Below are 17776 nucleotides of genomic sequence, written 5' to 3'. Positions count from 1 at the left end.
ATATTTATAAAAGCCCGGTTATTCAAATTAGAATCATTTGCTTTATTTATATTTTCCAGCGAAAAACGTTCGAGAAAGAGAAGTGTTTTATAACCTATTCTACTTCCCTATTTTTACAAAATACACTCGCCGTCATTCCAGATTTAGTCAAACTTTGATCCTGCCGCTCCAGAAAGTTTCTGGCAATCATTGCCATCGTAGGTGCCATATTCAGACTGCTATTTTCTTCGGACACCTTTTGAATATCCTGATAGGCTTTCAATCGATTACAGAAAGCCTGGCGTTGAGTTTGAGCATCTGCCTTTTGATCATCTTCATCTAAAATATGCTTGGTTTCATTCACGATTTTAGTCTGTGCTGAAATAAACTGGTCGTAGGCACTTTGTGAAAGTGGCTCTGCAAAGAGCATACTATTTAGCCCTAATAGCAATCCAGCACAAATGAAAGATGATTTTTTTAGCATTTAGATTTCTTCTTTCCAGACATCTTCATAATCATCGGCATCAATCATGAAACGAAAACCTGTTTCCAGAGCAAGGTACGGCAATACTTCTGGTGCAATATCCTGTAATTCACGTACAGTCATGGTTTCAAAAGCATCTTCACTTGAAGGTTCTCCGCCGTAAATATACCAGCTGATATTTTCAACCGGCTCAGGCTTTTTACGAATGCCGACAATTGGATCCTGTTTCAAGGTATGTACGGCCACGGCAACCACATCATCACCACTCACTTCAACATAAGCCGAACCTACTTCTTCACAGAGCAGTTTTTGTTCCGCGATCAGTTCTTGTAAAGGTGACAGGTTTTGCGTGTTTTTCGACATTCGGTTGTACTCATTAATTTTTTACATTAGCGCGCTATTTTAACTTAATTTTAATAAGGCTTATGAGAATTTCATCGAAATCTAAAAAATATCTACCCTTACACTGGTTAAGGGCAGATATGAATAAAGTTATTTAAAAACTTTAAAACGCTCTTCATTGGCAAGATAATCTTTGGCACGCGGCTCGCCTTCTATCGAACCAAATACCAGCTGTGCGCGAAGTTTCCAGTTTGATGGAATGCCCCATTCCGCATGAACCTGCTCATCTACGATCGGATTGTAATGCTGCAATGATGCGCCCAGACCTTCTGTATGCAATGCTGTCCACGTTGCAAATTGTGCGATTGCAGTCGAATGTTCCGCCCAGATTGGGAAGTTGTCTGCATAAGATGGGAACTGTTCCTGCAAACCTTTCACTACGTTGTGATCTTCAAAAAATAGGACTGTACCTACCCCTGCTGCAAAACTGGCCATCTTTGCTGTGGTCTTTGCAGCACTCTCTTCGTCTTTGGCATAGCTTTTTAATTTGTCTGCAACAAAGCCCCAGAACTTCTCATGTTCTGAATTGAATAAAATGACGGCGCGTGAAGATTGAGAATTGAAAGAAGATGGGCTTTGTTTTATCGCAGTCTGAATCAGATCAGTTAAATATTCAGGAGATTGTTCAACATTCTTGGCAATAGCATAAATAGTACGGCGTTTAATAATTAAATCTAAAAACTGGTTCGACATTTTTCAAAATCCTGGGATATATCTTCGGGAAAATTTGAACCTTCAGCTATTTTTGTGAAGGATAACTAATTAATGAGGCTTTAACCTTATAATAAGCTAAAGCGCCTATACCTTAAAAAATAATAGACTTAATTACTAGGCTATTTATTTGATATTTTTATATATTTTTTAGCTAAAAATGATCATTTTCATCTATTTTTTGAACAATCGTTAAAACATATGCACTGTTAAAGGGCCAGATGATAAACCATGATCTAGCTTGCGCTATTACTGAGCAAAATTAAGATATTTATTTATAAAATCTCTATAGCTTAGGCTATTTTGCTAGACAAGGAATTATGAAAAAATTCTCATATTTCAGATAAAATTAATCCCTCAAAATTGAGGGATTAATTTTATAAATAAAAGCTAAACACCTGGTTTAAAACTTTGCATTCAAAACCTGAGCAGATACTTTGTTTTTCCAAAGATCGCGTAAAACCGGTAAATAGAATTTTTCACCGAGCTCAACCAGCTCTGCATCAATTAAAGCATGCATCTCATGCATAAAAAGATAATCCAATTCAACTGTGCTGAGCTTGGTTTGCTGCTTTTGATAATCTTTGCGTTTCTGTTGGGCTTGTTTAACTAAACGATCCGCAAATGCTTTATCTTTAAACTGCATAATCGCTTTCAAACGTAATTCGATGATGCCCCAACCAGTTAAAAACATCTGGAAGGTTTCAAAATCATCGCTGGTCGATTCCCAAGACATTTCTTCCAGATTTTCATTATCTGGCAGTACAGGTAAAAGAAGCTCCATAACACTAGGAAAAATCTTTTTGAAATTCAGAATAAATTTAACAGGATGCTCACCTGGATAATCCTTGAATTGCACCTTTTTTTGAACATCCGTTAAATAAATATCAAACATAAAACAATCATCAGTGGGTAATCTTATCTAGCCCCTATTGTACGCAAGTCTGCCCGAGATAAAAACCATTGCTGACTATTCCATGATAAAACAGCTAAAAGATTAAAAACATTTACCTTTATTTGGCATTCGGTGAAACCATCTGTTCAGGTCTGACGACTTCATCAAACTGTTCAGCTGTTACGAGATCAAGTTCCACAGCCACCTGTTTCAAGGTTTTACCCTCCTTATAGGCGGTCTTGGCAACTTTGGCTGCATTCTCATAACCAATGACCGGATTCAAGGCTGTAACCAGCATTAATGAATCATGCAAGAAATGTTCAATTTTTTCATGATTTGGCTCAATACCAACGGCGCAATGATCATTAAAACTATTACAAGCATCACCTAATAACTGGATAGATTGCAGCAGATTATAGGCAATGACCGGCATAAATACATTGAGTTCAAAATTACCTGATGCACCCGCTACACTAATGGTGGTGTCATTGCCGAGAACTTGCGCGACTACCATGGTCATCGCTTCACTTTGCGTCGGGTTCACCTTACCCGGCATGATGCTAGAACCCGGTTCATTTTCAGGAATACGGAGTTCCCCAAAACCACAACGTGGACCACTGGCTAACCATCGAATATCATTAGCGATCTTATTTAAGCTAACGGCTAAAGTCTTTAAGGCACCTGAAGCGAATACTGCAGCATCACGGCCAGCCAAAGCCTCAAACTTGTTTGGTGCTGTTACAAATGGCAAACCAGTTAAATATCCAAGAGTTTTAGCTACTTCAACAGCATAATCAGGATGAGCGTTCAACCCTGTACCGACGGCTGTCCCGCCCAATGGCAGTTCGTACAGTCCCCCCAAGGCCTGTTCTAGACGAAGAAGTGCATGATCGAGTTGAGAAACATAACCGCTAAATTCCTGTCCCAACGTTAACGGCGTAGCATCTTGCAGATGTGTCCGGCCAATTTTTACAATATCAGCAAATTCCTGAGATTTGACATATAAGGTATCGCGTAAACGTGTGACTGCCGGAATTAAAAGTTCATTGATCTGCAAGCTCGCAGCCACATGAATCGCCGTCGGAAATGAGTCATTGGTAGATTGAGCACGGTTAACATGATCATTTGGATGAACCGGTTTTTGTGCCCCTAAATGATTACCCAGTTTCTGGTTGGCAATATTGGCAATTACCTCATTACAGTTCATATTACTTTGCGTACCTGAACCAGTTTGCCAGACCACCAGTGGAAATTGACTGTCCCATTGCCCACTGATGACTTCATCAGCAGCATCCACAATATATCGTGACAGTTCTTGTGAAATCTGGTTCAGCTCGGCATTAGTCAAGGCAGCCGCTTTTTTGACGAGTCCCATGGCACGAATCATTGGCCGTGGCAAACGTTCATTTCCAATCCTGAAATTTTGCAAGCTGCGCTGAGTCTGAGCGCCCCATAATGCCTCACCCGGTACAGCAACTTCTCCCATCGTGTCATGTTCGATACGTGTTTGCATGTTCAACCTCAATTCTTTTTGCTTATTAATAATCTTAGGAATCTGTATATCAATGATTTACTCTAATCATTTAAAGTAATCGATTACATTAAATATGTAAATGATAATTATTATCAAATATTAAATTAAAAATCTAATTTACTGCCCTTTGAGAATATTTTGATAAAACAACCATTCATCCTCAAGCATCTTTCTGATCGAGCGCTGCTGTTGCCAATGCAAAATCTGTTGTGCCTTTTCAGTATTCGCACCTAACTGGTCCAGTTCAGCATGGGGATAAGGTAAGGCATCCACAGTTTTAATTGCAGACTGGGTGACTTCAGCAAGCTGATCCAGTAAAGCCTGTATGGAAATCAGTTCACCAGCGATATTAAAGGCTTCACACTTTAATTCCTGCTGTTGTGACAACCACTGTAAGGATTTGATCACGGCATCACAACAGTCTGCGACATGCAGAAAACTGCGCTCTACTGTGCCATCTGCAGTATGGGCCTGACGGCGTAATTCAAGATATTCACGTTGCTGCGCAGCGACCTGCATTGCCAGAGGAACAATATTTTTCGGTAAAGGTGGCACTGCTTCCCCTAAGAGACCATGCTCAAAGGCACCGGCAATATTAGAAAGACGCAGGATCGCAATCCGCCATTCATTGTCAGTTTTAGCGGTATCCCGAATAATTTCCTCCACCATCTGTTGCGACTTGATATAAGGATTAGGATAAGTAAAGTTTAAAGGCAGATCTTCGCTTAAGTCTGTGCCAGATTGGCCATATACCGCCAAACTGGATAAATGTACCAGATGACGTACCCCGGTACGCTGCATGGCACGCATGAGACTCATAATACAGCTGACATTATCATTATAATATTCAAGTGGTTTTAATACTGATTCTTCCAGTGACTTAAAACTTGCGGTATGCACCACAGCCTGAATCGAATTCTGCTCAAAGACTTTGTTCAATGCTGGCGTGTTGCGAATATCAATCTTGATAAAAGGCACATACATACCAGAAATAAATTCGAGACGCTCCAGAGTCTGTAAGTTAGCATTGGCCAAATTATCGACCACAATGACCTCTAGTCCTTGTGCTAACAGACTTAAAGCAATATGTGAGCCTAAAAAGCCTAATCCACCCGTCACTAAAATCATTTATACTACCTACTTTCTAATGAAGCCAAGATCAATCTGTTGCTATTGATCAAGCCTGTAGTGAATTTCGATGAGTACCTTAATTCTTGTTACCTCCGCACCGACTTCCATTTATGCCTGGCATGCCCTAGGTTTAGCTCAGGCTTTGCAGGATAAGCAGGAAGCATTCCGTGTGTTTTTCTATCAGGACGGCGTATCGGTCGCAAATGCACTGCAATGGGTACCCGACGATCAACGTCATCTTACACATGCATGGCAAGCACTGCAGATTCGCCTCCCGGTCTGTGTAAGTGCAGCACTGGCGCGTGGAATTACAGATCCGGACAATGCTCAACGTCACAATATTCATCAGCATAATCTGGCAGATGCGTTTGAATTAGTCGGTTTAGGTGAACTTGCCGATGCTGTTCAATCCTCACAACGTCTGATTCAATTCTAGATGTTCCATTTTTTAGAATGTGTTGCTTTTCCAAGGAATCTTGTGTGAAATCTGTACTTGTTATATTAACCCAAGCCAATCTGACCAGCCTGCAGGTGCATGAAAGTCTGTCTGCGACAATGGTATTGGCGACATTTGGCTCGGAAGTTAAAGTCCTGCTACAAGGTGCTGCCCTTAGCCTTCTGCGTTCAGAATTGCAATTTGACCAGTTACAACATGCCTTTAAACTGGCATCAAATATGGTCGACAGTTTCGAGTTTTATGATCTCACTCCGATTCTGATTGAGCAGAAAAATCAAAATTCCCCATTTGTGACGCAGAGCGAACAAGAAATCGAATTTATTGAGCTTAATCCTGAATTTATTCAAAGCTTTGATCATGTGCTGTATTGGTAAGGAATAAGGATATACAAATGTCAAATCATACACTTTATCTGATCCAATCCAGCTATTCGGCAACTGCACAGATCCTCGATCAATTGGCTCAGATTTATACAATGAGCGATCAGGTCGTGCTGATGGGTGAAGCGGTTTTGTTGCTAGAGCATTCATTTCTACAAAGCTTGCCGCAAATTTATATGCTGAAAAATGATGCTGAACTCTTGATACAGCCCTTACCTGATCAAGTAAAATTGTTGAATTATGCAGATTTTGCTGCTCTTTGCCTCCAGTTTAATCGCTGCATTTCAATGAAATAATGAATGGGTTAAATATGAATTTAGAATTGGATCAAGATGGTCATCTGGTTGACTACACCATCTGGAATGAAGATGTCGCTCAACTCCTAGCCAATAGCCTGGACCTTGACTTGACCCCATGGCATTTTGAAATTCTGCAAGCGGTACGTCAGTTCTATCAGCAGTTTGGCCATTCACCAGCAACGCGCCCTCTAATCAAATTTTTAATGAAAACTGTCAGTGCCGATATCAATAATGCCATGCTTCAGGAAAAGTTTAATACTGGTCTGGTGGCACGTCACTTAAGCCGTTTGGCCGGCGTACCCAAGCCTGCGAACTGTTTATAAAGCTGTCAAGTCTTCGATATTTTGTCTGTAAAAGCCTGACTTTTTATTCGGGCTTTTTTATGCGATCAATTTTCACTTCTAGAATAATTAAAGATACAAGTAGCCTGCAGACAGCAAATACAGGTTTAATCTAAAGCTCGTAAGGCCCGATGCAGTTCATGTTGCATTTCAGGCAAGACTTTGATCAGAAACTCAATCTGTGCTTTCGCCTCGGCCTTGCTGACCTGTTGAGCCTCTACCAGCTTCTGCTGCTGAGTGATTAGTAAGCTGACCTGTTGAAGATCGGGTCGTTGTCCTTCACTTAATGCATTAATCATCGTGGAAAAGTCCAGATATAATTGTTGCTGCTGCCTTAACAATTCACTTTGCTTTGCAGATGCATTATTTTGTCCGGTTTTATTGGTTTGACTATTAGCAGTAGAGCTGACAGAGGCATCATTTGCAGATTTTTCAGCTGGCTGGACGGGAGCAGAATGGGGTTGATTAGTAAGATGGGTTTGATAGATTTCTTTTCGTATTTGATAGCCAATACCCAGTAAGGCTCCAAACAAGAGCAATGTAATCAATACATATAACTGAATTGTTTTATTATTCATCTTTGTGTCCTCAGCTTAAAAAGACAGCCCCTATTCAAAAGCTGTCTTTTCTACTCATCAACTACGGTGTTGACCAGTCTGCAGGCGCATAACCAATCCGGACACGTTGTGGGTGATTTCCTACTGGTACACTAAGCACTTTATTGCCAGTAGCAAAATCAATCACGGTAACCACATCAGTTTCACTTTCGGAAATCACACAGCTACGACCGTCCGGGCTACGCGTTGCCCAATACGGTTTACCCGCAGAAATCAGTTTCCCGGCAGTCAGCGTCTTGCGATCAACAATAGTGGCATAATTGTCCATAGTTCCCGCAACACAAAGCTTTTCACCATCAGCACTGATCGATAGGCCATGATGGCGCGAATCATTCACCCATTTTGTCCGATCTTTCGGAATACTGTCGCTCCCTGGCAACTGTCCAATCCGGCTAATCTTGTTCTGGTTCAGATCGTATTCAATCAAACCATTAAAGAATGAAACCTGGGCATACAGTTTGGTTTCATCCTTACTAAATACCATTGGTCGTACTGAGTTGGACAAATCTTTTCGGCCAAATGCATCCAGTGCGGGTCTGAAGTCAATTTTTCTCAACACCTGATGGGTATTGGCATCTGCGATGGTGATAAAACGCTTTCCTTTGGTAAAATCTTGCCATTGGGCATCCATCGAGGTTTCCACGTTGCCGATAGCAGAGTTCAGAATCTTGTTGCCGCCATCAAAATAAATGTTTTCATGCGGTTTATCGCCCGTGCTGAAACGACCTACTTCCTTACCGGTATTAATATCCAGTACATGCACTACATTTCCTGAAGATGCAGATACGGCGACCCGTTGTCCATCTGGTGATACTGCCATATGGTCAGCACGGAAGCCTTCAACAGGCGTGCGCCAGTTAATCTTGCCAGTTTTGATATTGATTGATACGACATCGGCGAAACTTGGGCGTGATGCGACCACCGATTGCCCGTCTGGCGTAGAGTACATATCATCTACCAGCTGGTCATTGCCTTCACCCGCTGTGGCCTGAATGTAAGTATAGGCAATCAGCTTGATTGGATTCAGGTGAATTTCCTTAAGGCGCTCTTTCCGGTCAGGAATCATGTTAATGACGCCAATTTTGCCAAAATCACCTGAAGGACGAATCACAGTTACCGTACCATCCCAGTTATTTCCGACAAAGAAAACCTGCTGAGAATTGGCAGGTGCAGCTGAAGGCGTAGAAGCGGCCTGCACACTTGGCAACGCAGATAGCATCGCCATCGCAGACAAGGTCAGACAGAACTTTGGCCATTTTTTATTTTGAATTTTCATCCCTTATGCTCCGCATAATAATTTGTATTTTTGTTTTAATTCCTTGTTATAGACACAGTCAGGCTGCGTTTTCACGCCTCTAATATACAAATGTATAAGATGATTTACTGTTATTTCCGACCAAAAAAAATACAGCTCATTTAAATTTATCGTTCTATATTCTCTGAATTTAAAAGAACATCTTGCTGTGATTTTATGTATCCAGCACATCGACAAACTGGGCATTGAGCACTTTGGCAAGATCGGCCGGTTTTAGTCCTATATCCAGTCCTCTTTTACCTCCACTCACATAAATCTTGTTCAACTGTTCGGCACTTGCATCAATTACTGTTTTTAACCGTTTCTTCTGGCCAATAGGGCTAATTCCCCCAACCAGATAACCAGTCAAGCGTTCTGCCTGTTTAGGATCTGCCATCTGGAGTTTTTTACATCCCACGGCCTGGGCTACTTTTTTCAGGTTAAGCTGATGATGTACCGGCAATACGGCAACAAAATATTGTTTATCATCCGTCACCAGTAAGGTTTTAAAGACTTCCTCTACAGAAAGCCCCAATTTTTCAGCAGCCTCCAGTCCAAAACTTTTGGCATTGGCATTATGTTCATATTCGTGAATGCTGTATTCAATTTTATTTACTTTTAACAATTTACATGCAGGGGTCATGGAAAGTCTTATGGGTGATGAGAAATCATATGATTATATAAATATTGGTTCGAGAAGTTAAATCAGATGAACTAACTAAAGAGCAAATTTTGCTTTAAATCCCTATTCTGGCCTCTTCAAACCTATTTTGTTTTATAGCCTTCATTTTTTAGTCAATCATTGTGGCTATCAGCACTTTTTAAGTTTTTATTACAAAGATGAAGATGAGCAAAATTACAGCAAATGTATGCGTTTTTGCCACTATCTAAGCGTTAGAGAGGTCATTTTTTGATTGCAAGAAAATATGAAGATGAACACATTCGTCACTTCATCTAGCTTATAAATAGGAAGTACATATTCCAAGGATCTTCTGTCAAACTTGCCGGGATACAGGCCTTATATCTCGGCAATAAAGTACCTCTTGAAATCATATTTATGATGCACAACTGAATTTAGAGAGATATGACTAATTTTAGAATCTTAGAAAAAATGCAGATTTTACATCAAGTAAAATCCATTAAGATATTGTCTTATTTTAGGTTTTTTAAATTTCATTACATGACACTGAGGAAATTATCACTTTTATTTAAAAGAAATGAGCAGAAAAATTTTCAACATTAATCTGAAGTTTTTTTTACCGGATTCAACTTATATACCGCATTCAAATTTGTCAGGAAAAAGCTGGTTAAAATTAAAAATATCACTAAGAGGAAGAATTTAGCGTTAACATGAAGATACAGTTACACAAAGGATATTAACTGTTTTTGCCAATTGGGTTTACAATGAAAATAATATGAATACCTCGCGAATTGTAATTTTTTAACATTGCCAAATCTCTGCAAAGTTTTCATTATAGCGCCACTGTTTGCTATATGCTTTCTACGTCAATTCAAAGAAATTATAAATAGTAATGTAGAAAATCATGCAATAATAAGCAGAGTTTGCAGACATCTTGCAAACAAAACCCGATACTTTTAATTGGAGCATGCTGGATGAGTTCGACCATTTTGGTTATTCATGGACCGAATTTAAACTTGCTTGGGAAGCGCGAACCGGAAGTTTATGGTCACCTTAGTCTTGATGATATTAACCAGCAACTGACTGTCCAAGCTCAACAGGCCACATTACAACTCGATACTTTCCAGAGCAACTGGGAAGGTGCCATTGTTGACCGGATTCATCAAGCCCAGCAAGACGGCGTTCAATATATCATTATTAATCCGGCAGCATTGACCCATACCTCTGTTGCGGTTCGCGATGCCCTCCTTGGCGTCGCCATTCCTTTCATTGAAGTCCATCTGTCGAATGTGCACGCACGTGAGGCATTTCGACATCATTCGTACTTGTCCGATAAAGCCATCGGTGTGATCTGTGGTCTGGGTGCAAAAGGCTATGCTGCTGCCCTCGATTATGTCATTGAAAAAATACAATCTTCTACACAATCTTAATTAGGAATACTGTCTCATGGATATCCGTAAAATCAAGAAACTCATCGATTTGATGATTGAATCTGACTTACAGGCGATCGAAGTTAAAGAAGGCGATCAATCGATTGCATTAACTCGTCGTAATCCAGTGGTTGCAGCAGCTGTTCCTGCGATGCCTGCACCAGCAGCCGAAGCGCCAGTGGCAAAATCTCCTCGCGGTGCTGTTGAAACTTCACCAATGGTCGGCGTGTTCTATGCAGCACCAAGCCCAGGTGAACCGACATTTGTTAAAGTTGGCCAGACCGTTTCTGCAGGCGATACGCTCGGTATTATCGAAGCAATGAAAATCATGAACCCGATTGAAGCCACTCAAAGCGGTGTGATTGAAGAAATTCTGGTGAAAAATGGTGAAGTGATTCAATTCGGTCAACCACTTTTCCGCTACCGCGCTTAATCACCCCGGGGATTTATAATGTTGCAAAAAGTTTTAATTGCAAACCGTGGTGAGATTGCGTTACGCATCACCCGAGCTTGCAGAACTTTAGGGATCAAAACTGTAGGTGTCTATTCTGACGCAGACAAGGACCTAATGCATTTGCGTTTCTGTGATGAAGCAGTATGCATTGGCCCAGGTGCGAGCAGTGACAGCTACCTGAATATTCCAGCGATTATTACTGCTGCCGAAATTACCGGTGCAGACGCTATCCATCCTGGCTATGGCTTCCTCGCTGAAAATGCAGAATTTGCCGAAATCGTAGAAAATTCTGGTTTTATCTTTATTGGTCCACGTCCTGAACATATTCGTTTAATGGGGAACAAAGTTTCTGCGATTATGGCCATGCGTAAAGCGGGTGTCCCGACTGTACCCGGTTCAGCTCATGCAGTGACGCCTAATAATGCCTTGGCTGAAGCGAAAGAAATCGGTTTCCCGCTGATCGTCAAAGCCGCTTCTGGCGGTGGTGGTCGTGGTATGCGTATCGTCGAAAATGTCGATACCCTGCTGGAATCAGTTCAGGCTGCACAGCGTGATGCAGAAATGTGGTTTGGAGATGATACGGTCTATATGGAACGTTTCCTGCAAAAGCCACGTCATGTCGAAGTACAAGTACTCGCCGATGGTAATGGCCATGCGATTCATCTGTATGATCGTGACTGCTCGCTGCAGCGCCGCCACCAAAAAGTACTGGAAGAAGCTCCAGCACCGAACTTGCCAGAGCAAGCACGTGCTGACATTCTGGAAGCTTGTGTGAATGCATGTAAGCTGATGCAATATCGTGGTGCGGGTACCTTCGAATTCTTGTTTGAAGATGATGAATTCTTCTTTATTGAAATGAATACGCGTGTTCAGGTTGAACATCCGGTGACAGAAATGGTTACGGGTATTGATATTATTGAACAGCAATTGCGTATTGCGGGTGGTTTAGGTCTCGATATCCAGCAAGAAGATGTCAAGGTTTTGGGGCATGCGATTGAATGCCGTATTAACGCAGAAGATCCCTCTACCTTCTTACCTTCACCAGGCAAGATCGAAAACTTTTATGCACCAGGGGGTGCGGGCATTCGCCTGGATTCACATGTTTATCCAGGTTATAGCATTCCACCCTATTATGATTCGATGATTGCGAAACTGATTGCACATGGTAAGGATCGTGAAACGTCTATTTCGCGCATGAGAAATGCTCTGGACGAAATGATTCTGACTGGTGTGAAAACCAATATTCCTTTGCATAAAGATTTAATCCTTCAGGACAAGAACTTCTGCAAACAGGCAATGGATATTCATTATCTGGAAAAACATTTGTTAAAGCAGCTTGAAAATGCTGAAGACAACGCCTAAAACCAAGCTTATAAAAAAACCGCTGTCATTCAGCGGTTTTTTTTATTGTTGACCATTTAAGGCAATACGCGTCTGAGGACGGCAAAACATTGCTCGGCCTTGTCATTGGCGCAGAAATTAATCGTATAAGGGTTTTGCCATTTCACAAAATACTGTGAAATTTCACCAGATTGGTCAACTTGGTTACCCGAGCAGTCTTTTTCATTATTATCATATTTCACTTGCAGAATTAGTGCGGGAATCTGCTGCGAAGGGTCTTGTGCGGGTTGATAATCATATAACCCTGATGTCCATTCGTCGCCACTTTTGATCACCACATTATTATTTCCCTTAAAATTATAATATTCGATACACTTTTTATTATTCGGAATTTCCATCCCCCACAAGCCGACAATTTCCGGACGGGTTTTAACAGTAAAGGTATTTGGAATTTCAGCAGTTTTAACTGGAGTATTCTCTGGTTTTTTGTTTTCTGTCGCCATTAGCCAAGGTGAGCTCATGATTAAGATAAGGCTAAGACATGTTTTTTTCATATTTACTGGCATCTTTTTAACAATTAATTCTAAATTATCATATTTATTGGGATCATGTCCCGCTCTAACGCAATTTCAATACAGAGTCAGAAACTATTTATCACATTGTTTAAAAACATAGATTTCTTTTCTGATTTTTTTGTATATATTTCGTATATAAGAATCTTAATAGTTCGTATTAATAACAGATTAATCAAACAATAAAATCATATTTTGGGTCAAACTTAGTTGCTAAACAAAGTGATCATTCACACTTAAAAATTTGAATATAGGATTTTAAATTTGCAATTAGCTCGAATAATAGAAAAACAATTAAATCATGAAACTCATGCTTATTTCGTTATTGTTTTTGCTGTTTTAGTATGTTGTCTTATTGGGATCGCAACCAGACCGCTAGAGTATCTGGCCTTATTATGGCCGGCGAACGCGGCTTTGCTGGCCCTATTTTTACGCTTTCCACATTTAAATAATCTGGGAGGCTGGTTAGGCGCGTTCAGTGCTTTTATGTTTGCAGATCTGGTCACCGGGAATGGTTTACTGCATAGCCTGTTTCTTACCCTTTCCAATTTGATTAGTACTATTGTTTCGATATTTTTTATTCGATATTTCAAGATTAATTACAAATACTATAATACCGGTTATACCTTTGTTCATTTATTTGGCATCTTCGCTTTTGCAGGCTGTCTGGCCAGTGCAGCCTTTGCAGTTCTCACCTTGCCGAATCTACCAAATTCATTCATGACCAAAGAAAATTTATGGATTGATTTTGGTCTGTGGTGGACCGGTGAAATGGTGAATTATATTGTGTTTCTCCCTTTAATCTTGGCATTCCCAAGAATAAAAGACCTGCAGTATCTATTTAAAAACCGTCGTCAAAAACGTAATTATTTCAGCTATTTTTTACCGGCATCTTCAGTCGTGGCCTGTGTCATCATTACCAATATTTTTGCAGGCCCGGGCGCAATGCTCTACCCTTTGGCTGCACTGATCTGGGCTGCATTGACCTATCGCCTGTTTACCATGACCATGATCAATGCTTTTGTCATCATTTTGACCTATTACAGCCTGACACAGTTTTATGCAACCAATCACACCATACTGGCCGATTCCACGATTTATATTTCACTGCGGATCGGGCTGTTTATGCTGGCCTTATCGCCGCTCATCCTGTGTATTATCAGCCAAAACCGCAATGAACTGTTTAAACGGGTTCTATATCTGGCTAATCACGATAGTCTAACGCGAACCATGAATCGTCATTTCTTCTTTAAGAAAGGCGAATATTTACTGCAATATGCCAAGACGATGGAATTTTCAGTGATCATGCTGGATATTGATTATTTCAAACGCCTGAACGATCATTTTGGCCATCATGTCGGTGATAAAGTCCTGCAACACTTTGCACAAATTGTACGTAACAACTTACGTGCCCAAGATCTATTTGCACGCATTGGCGGAGAAGAATTTGTACTCTTACTCTGGAATACTGAGCCTTCAGAAGCCCGCATCATTGCAGAACGGATTCGAGACCTTGTGGAGAAAACCCCGATGCATCAATCAGATGGCTCATCTTTGTATATTACAGTGAGCATAGGCATCACCCACCAAAATGAACCCAACTCCCAAGATCTGCAAAACCTGATTAATATTGCAGACCAAGCCCTATATCAGGCCAAACATCGTGGGCGCAATCAGGTGGTACTTGCATCTTAAGCATAAAACCTCTACAACCTTAAAACAGTATCAACGCTAGGGAATGGCAATGAAATTAGAAGAATATCTACAATATGACGGTTTAGGGCTCGCTGAACTGGTCCGCAATAAACAGGTACATTCAAGTGAACTTTTATCTGCTGCCCTGGAACGTAGCTCAATTGCCAATCCCGAGCTGAATGCAATTATCATCCCGATGCATGAACATGCGTTAAAACGTAGCCAGCAAAATCTGTCTGGCCCTTTTGCCGGTGTACCTTTTCTGGTCAAAGACCTGTTTCAGGAATATGCAGGCTATCCGACTTCTTATGGCTGTCAGGGTTTAAAACGGATCAGTTATATCGCCGAGACCAATGCCGAGATTGTCAATCGCTGGGAAAAAGCCGGAATTGTGACCTTTGGACGCACCAATACGCCTGAATTTGGCATTAAAGGTATTACTGAACCAGATGCCTGGGGTAGCTGTAAAAATCCGTGGAATTTACAGCATAATAGTGGCGGCTCTTCAGGTGGTTCGGCTTCTGCTGTGGCAGCCGGAATTGTGCCAATTGCGGGTGCTGGTGATGGTGGTGGCTCGATTCGCATCCCTGCCTCCTATTGTGGCCTGTTCGGCCTGAAACCAAGTCGTGGCCGTACACCTTGGGGACCACAAATGAGTGAAGCCATGCATGGCGCCGCAATTCAGCATGTATTAACCAAAACGGTGCGTGACAGTGCTGCAATGCTGGATGCTACTCATGGTGAAGATCATAGTTCACTATTTAAAATTCAACGTCCTCAACATCATTATCTGGATGTAATTCAGCAGCCACCCAAGAAGCTGAAAATCGCGTTTAGCACTTATTCTACGATTGGCACACCTGTCTCTCAGGATGCAATTCAAGCTATTAAACATACAGCAAAACTACTAGAGTCTCTGGGTCATGAAGTGATTGAAGACCGTCCAGCGATTGATGGGATGCAGTTGGCCAAGGATTTTATTACCACATGGTTTAGCCAGTTTTCTTTCATGCTGGATGAAATCCAGAAAAGCTATCCGTCTAGATCGAATGATTTTGAATTGGACTCTTTGGCACTGGCCGCCTTCGGAGCCAAGACCAGCGCGCTGGATTATATTCAGAACCTAAATAACTGGGGTCAGTATGTAACCCAGATGAATCATTTCTTTGATGATTATGATCTGTATTTGACGCCTGCAACGGCGACAGTGGCTCCGAAAAATGGTGAGGTCAAAACACCTGCTTGGCAAAAACCAATTTTAAAAGCTTTATTGAATGTGGGTAAAGCCCATTTGCTGGCACAAGGCAAACTGGTCGATAAAATTGTTAAAGAAAATCTGAAATGGGTGCCCTTTACCCAGCTCGCCAATATTACCGGCCTTCCGGCAATGTCGGTACCGCTGTACTGGAATGACCAGAACCTGCCGCTCGGTTCACAGTTTATTGCGCCGTTTGCACATGAAGATCTACTGCTCCAACTGGCGGCCCAACTGGAGCAGGCACAGCCGTGGTTTGAGCAATACTCAAAAATCCGTATTTAATGTCAAGATAATATGTTCAAGCCTGTTTTTGCAGTTCGACTTTGTTAGGCAACCCGAAAACCAGCAATAAACCTGACAAGGTCGATGCCGCAGCAGCGATAAAGATAGATGTTCCGCCTATTTGATCCCAATAATGACCAGCCAGAATACTACCGCTTGCTACCCCGATCCCCCACATAGTGCTATAAAGTGCCTGTCCACGTCCTTGCTGCCCTGCAGAGAAGTTCTGGAAAATTACCCGCATCGCGATCATATGAAATAAACCAAAACTGAAAGCGTGAATCGTTTGAGCAAAAAACTGTGCCGTAAATGAAGCAGGAAATACCCCAACGATGAACCATCTTAATCCAGTCATTAACAAGCATAGCGTGACCAGATGACGCCATGACCAGCGTGTCAAAAAGAACGTCGCATAGGCAAACATGATAATTTCTGCAATAACTCCGACTGACCACAGCAAACCAATCTGGCTGGTACTAAATCCAGCCTGACTTAGATAATTGCTGTAAAAACTATAGAACGGTGCATGCGAAAATAACAGAATTAATTCGATCAGAAAAAAACTATACACGACAGGACGTTTGAATATCGGCCATAAAGGTTCGAGCTGTTTCTGTGCAGTGGGTGCCGTCCTTGGTTCTTTAATAGTAAATGACCAGAGAAAGGCCAGAAATGAAATACAGAGCAACAAGACTGGCAACATACTGATGCTGATAATTTCAAAGACGGTACCTAAGCCGAATACACCGATTATAAAACCGACAGATCCCCATTTTCGTACTTTGCCATAGAGCTCTGCTCTTTTTTCTCCGAGCCAGAACAAGGTTACGCCTTCAAACTGAGCAAGAATAGCATTCTGAAAGAAACTGAAAATCAGCATTAGCAAGGCTACAGATTGAAAGCTATTCGGAATAATGAAAATCATGAGCCAGATACAAGCTTCCATCCAGGTGGCTATACGCACCAGCAGCATTCGCTTACCCGACTTGTCTGCAATCCAGCCCCAAATCAACGGCGCAAAGAACCGGGTAATAATAGCAATAGAGGATAAAATCCCGATTTCCTGATAATTGAAGCCCTGATCTTCAAGATACAGACTCCAAAAAGGCAGGAACGCCCCGACAATTGCATAGTAAAAAAAGTAGAATCCACTGAGTCTATGCTGAATTGCTAGAGCTGGCATAGATATCTATATCCTTGTATTTTCGAAACTTGCAACTTACTAAAAGTGGTTCTTAACTGCACTGAATTGACCTTATTTTGCATTTCTACAATCTACAAATTTTATTTTTGTAGATTCCTTTCTAAATTGCTAATTCTTATAATTTTATCACTCTTGGAATTTTATATAATTCTTTTTAAAAATAATTTGGGATTCATAGATCTCGTCATTTTAATCAGTGATCTACGATATTTAAATATGGAAATTTATTTTGAATATGCACTTGATCTTATTTGGCATGAATTCAAATTGCCGCTTTTTCACATCTGAATAAGTTAGGTTAGCAATGGTTGTGATTGATGGCGAGATTTCTTCTTGGATAGAGGCTTATGGGTTAGGGTTTTAGATTAATGAGCGT

The 17776-nt window shown here is 41.2% G+C and carries 20 protein-coding genes; 9 read left to right on the top strand and 11 right to left on the bottom strand.

Features of this window, described 5'->3' with window-relative positions; genetic code table 11:
* Positions 1 to 94: 94 nt before the first annotated feature.
* The 6 genes from VXQ92_RS01685 to VXQ92_RS01660 form a co-directional block, all read right to left on the bottom strand.
* Positions 95 to 463 carry a hypothetical protein gene (locus tag VXQ92_RS01685; RefSeq protein WP_416680074.1) on the bottom strand — a complete coding sequence of 123 codons (369 nt, stop codon included), beginning with the start codon at positions 461 to 463 and terminating at the stop codon, positions 95 to 97.
* Positions 464 to 826 (bottom strand): hypothetical protein, encoded by a 363-nt coding sequence (locus tag VXQ92_RS01680; protein ID WP_416680073.1) that lies wholly within the window; start codon positions 824 to 826, stop codon positions 464 to 466.
* Between the two features lie 129 nt (positions 827 to 955).
* The gene (locus VXQ92_RS01675) at positions 956 to 1558 is read right to left on the bottom strand and encodes a nitroreductase family protein (RefSeq protein WP_416680071.1); all 603 of its coding nucleotides are present in this window, start codon (positions 1556 to 1558) and stop codon (positions 956 to 958) included.
* Between the two features lie 421 nt (positions 1559 to 1979).
* Positions 1980 to 2471, bottom strand: coding sequence for a hypothetical protein (locus VXQ92_RS01670; protein WP_416680070.1), 492 nt, complete (start codon positions 2469 to 2471; stop codon positions 1980 to 1982).
* Positions 2472 to 2589: 118 nt separating this feature from the next.
* Positions 2590 to 3984: a class II fumarate hydratase gene (fumC, locus tag VXQ92_RS01665; protein ID WP_416680069.1), complete on the bottom strand. Its 1395-nt coding sequence runs from the start codon at positions 3982 to 3984 to the stop codon at positions 2590 to 2592.
* A gap of 138 nt (positions 3985 to 4122) precedes the next feature.
* Positions 4123 to 5133 carry an NAD-dependent epimerase/dehydratase family protein gene (locus VXQ92_RS01660; RefSeq protein ID WP_416680068.1) on the bottom strand — a complete coding sequence of 337 codons (1011 nt, stop codon included), beginning with the start codon at positions 5131 to 5133 and terminating at the stop codon, positions 4123 to 4125.
* Positions 5134 to 5203: 70 nt separating this feature from the next.
* On the opposite strand from VXQ92_RS01660, the gene tusD reads away from it, so the two are divergent.
* The 4 genes from tusD to VXQ92_RS01640 are packed head-to-tail and all read left to right on the top strand — an operon-like array spanning position 5204 to position 6595.
* Positions 5204 to 5572, top strand: a complete 369-nt coding sequence (tusD, locus tag VXQ92_RS01655) for a sulfurtransferase complex subunit TusD (protein WP_144725118.1) — start codon at positions 5204 to 5206, stop codon at positions 5570 to 5572.
* A 44-nt stretch (positions 5573 to 5616) separates the two neighbouring features.
* Positions 5617 to 5967 (top strand): hypothetical protein, encoded by a 351-nt coding sequence (locus VXQ92_RS01650; RefSeq protein WP_416680066.1) that lies wholly within the window; start codon positions 5617 to 5619, stop codon positions 5965 to 5967.
* Between the two features lie 17 nt (positions 5968 to 5984).
* Positions 5985 to 6269 (top strand): DsrH/TusB family sulfur metabolism protein, encoded by a 285-nt coding sequence (locus VXQ92_RS01645; protein ID WP_064096131.1) that lies wholly within the window; start codon positions 5985 to 5987, stop codon positions 6267 to 6269.
* 14 nt (positions 6270 to 6283) lie between these two features.
* Positions 6284 to 6595: a TusE/DsrC/DsvC family sulfur relay protein gene (locus VXQ92_RS01640; RefSeq protein WP_064102141.1), complete on the top strand. Its 312-nt coding sequence runs from the start codon at positions 6284 to 6286 to the stop codon at positions 6593 to 6595.
* A 125-nt stretch (positions 6596 to 6720) separates the two neighbouring features.
* Here the strand turns inward: VXQ92_RS01640 and VXQ92_RS01635 are convergent, their stop codons facing one another.
* The 3 genes from VXQ92_RS01635 to ybaK form a co-directional block, all read right to left on the bottom strand.
* Positions 6721 to 7191 (bottom strand): hypothetical protein, encoded by a 471-nt coding sequence (locus VXQ92_RS01635; protein ID WP_416680065.1) that lies wholly within the window; start codon positions 7189 to 7191, stop codon positions 6721 to 6723.
* Positions 7192 to 7252: 61 nt separating this feature from the next.
* Positions 7253 to 8506 carry a YncE family protein gene (locus tag VXQ92_RS01630; RefSeq protein WP_416680064.1) on the bottom strand — a complete coding sequence of 418 codons (1254 nt, stop codon included), beginning with the start codon at positions 8504 to 8506 and terminating at the stop codon, positions 7253 to 7255.
* 193 nt (positions 8507 to 8699) lie between these two features.
* A complete protein-coding gene (ybaK, locus tag VXQ92_RS01625; protein WP_191731356.1) occupies positions 8700 to 9167 on the bottom strand; it encodes a Cys-tRNA(Pro) deacylase in 468 nt (155 codons plus the stop codon).
* Positions 9168 to 10138: 971 nt separating this feature from the next.
* Here ybaK and aroQ point away from each other — a divergent pair.
* The 3 genes from aroQ to accC are packed head-to-tail and all read left to right on the top strand — an operon-like array spanning position 10139 to position 12410.
* Positions 10139 to 10594, top strand: a complete 456-nt coding sequence (gene aroQ / locus VXQ92_RS01620) for a type II 3-dehydroquinate dehydratase (RefSeq protein ID WP_144725124.1) — start codon at positions 10139 to 10141, stop codon at positions 10592 to 10594.
* Between the two features lie 16 nt (positions 10595 to 10610).
* Entirely contained in the window at positions 10611 to 11027 is a 417-nt protein-coding gene (accB, locus tag VXQ92_RS01615; protein WP_100355001.1) for an acetyl-CoA carboxylase biotin carboxyl carrier protein, read from the top strand.
* An 18-nt stretch (positions 11028 to 11045) separates the two neighbouring features.
* On the top strand, positions 11046 to 12410 hold the full coding sequence (gene accC / locus VXQ92_RS01610) for an acetyl-CoA carboxylase biotin carboxylase subunit (RefSeq protein ID WP_144725126.1): 1365 nt from the start codon (positions 11046 to 11048) through the stop codon (positions 12408 to 12410).
* Positions 12411 to 12466: 56 nt separating this feature from the next.
* On the opposite strand, the gene VXQ92_RS01605 is transcribed toward accC, so the two are convergent.
* Entirely contained in the window at positions 12467 to 12910 is a 444-nt protein-coding gene (locus VXQ92_RS01605; RefSeq protein WP_180086462.1) for a hypothetical protein, read from the bottom strand.
* Positions 12911 to 13225: 315 nt separating this feature from the next.
* On the opposite strand from VXQ92_RS01605, the gene VXQ92_RS01600 reads away from it, so the two are divergent.
* Both VXQ92_RS01600 and VXQ92_RS01595 read left to right on the top strand, forming a co-directional pair.
* Positions 13226 to 14656: a diguanylate cyclase gene (locus tag VXQ92_RS01600; RefSeq protein ID WP_144725128.1), complete on the top strand. Its 1431-nt coding sequence runs from the start codon at positions 13226 to 13228 to the stop codon at positions 14654 to 14656.
* A gap of 49 nt (positions 14657 to 14705) precedes the next feature.
* Positions 14706 to 16196: an amidase gene (locus VXQ92_RS01595; protein WP_416680062.1), complete on the top strand. Its 1491-nt coding sequence runs from the start codon at positions 14706 to 14708 to the stop codon at positions 16194 to 16196.
* Positions 16197 to 16212: 16 nt separating this feature from the next.
* On the opposite strand, the gene VXQ92_RS01590 is transcribed toward VXQ92_RS01595, so the two are convergent.
* The gene (locus VXQ92_RS01590) at positions 16213 to 17379 is read right to left on the bottom strand and encodes an MFS transporter (protein WP_064096121.1); all 1167 of its coding nucleotides are present in this window, start codon (positions 17377 to 17379) and stop codon (positions 16213 to 16215) included.
* Between the last annotated feature and the right edge of the window lie 397 nt (positions 17380 to 17776).

Source organism: Acinetobacter sp. 228, assembly GCF_048147885.1.
Note: the sequence above shows the minus strand (reverse complement) of the source record. Positions and strands in the feature narration are given on the sequence as shown.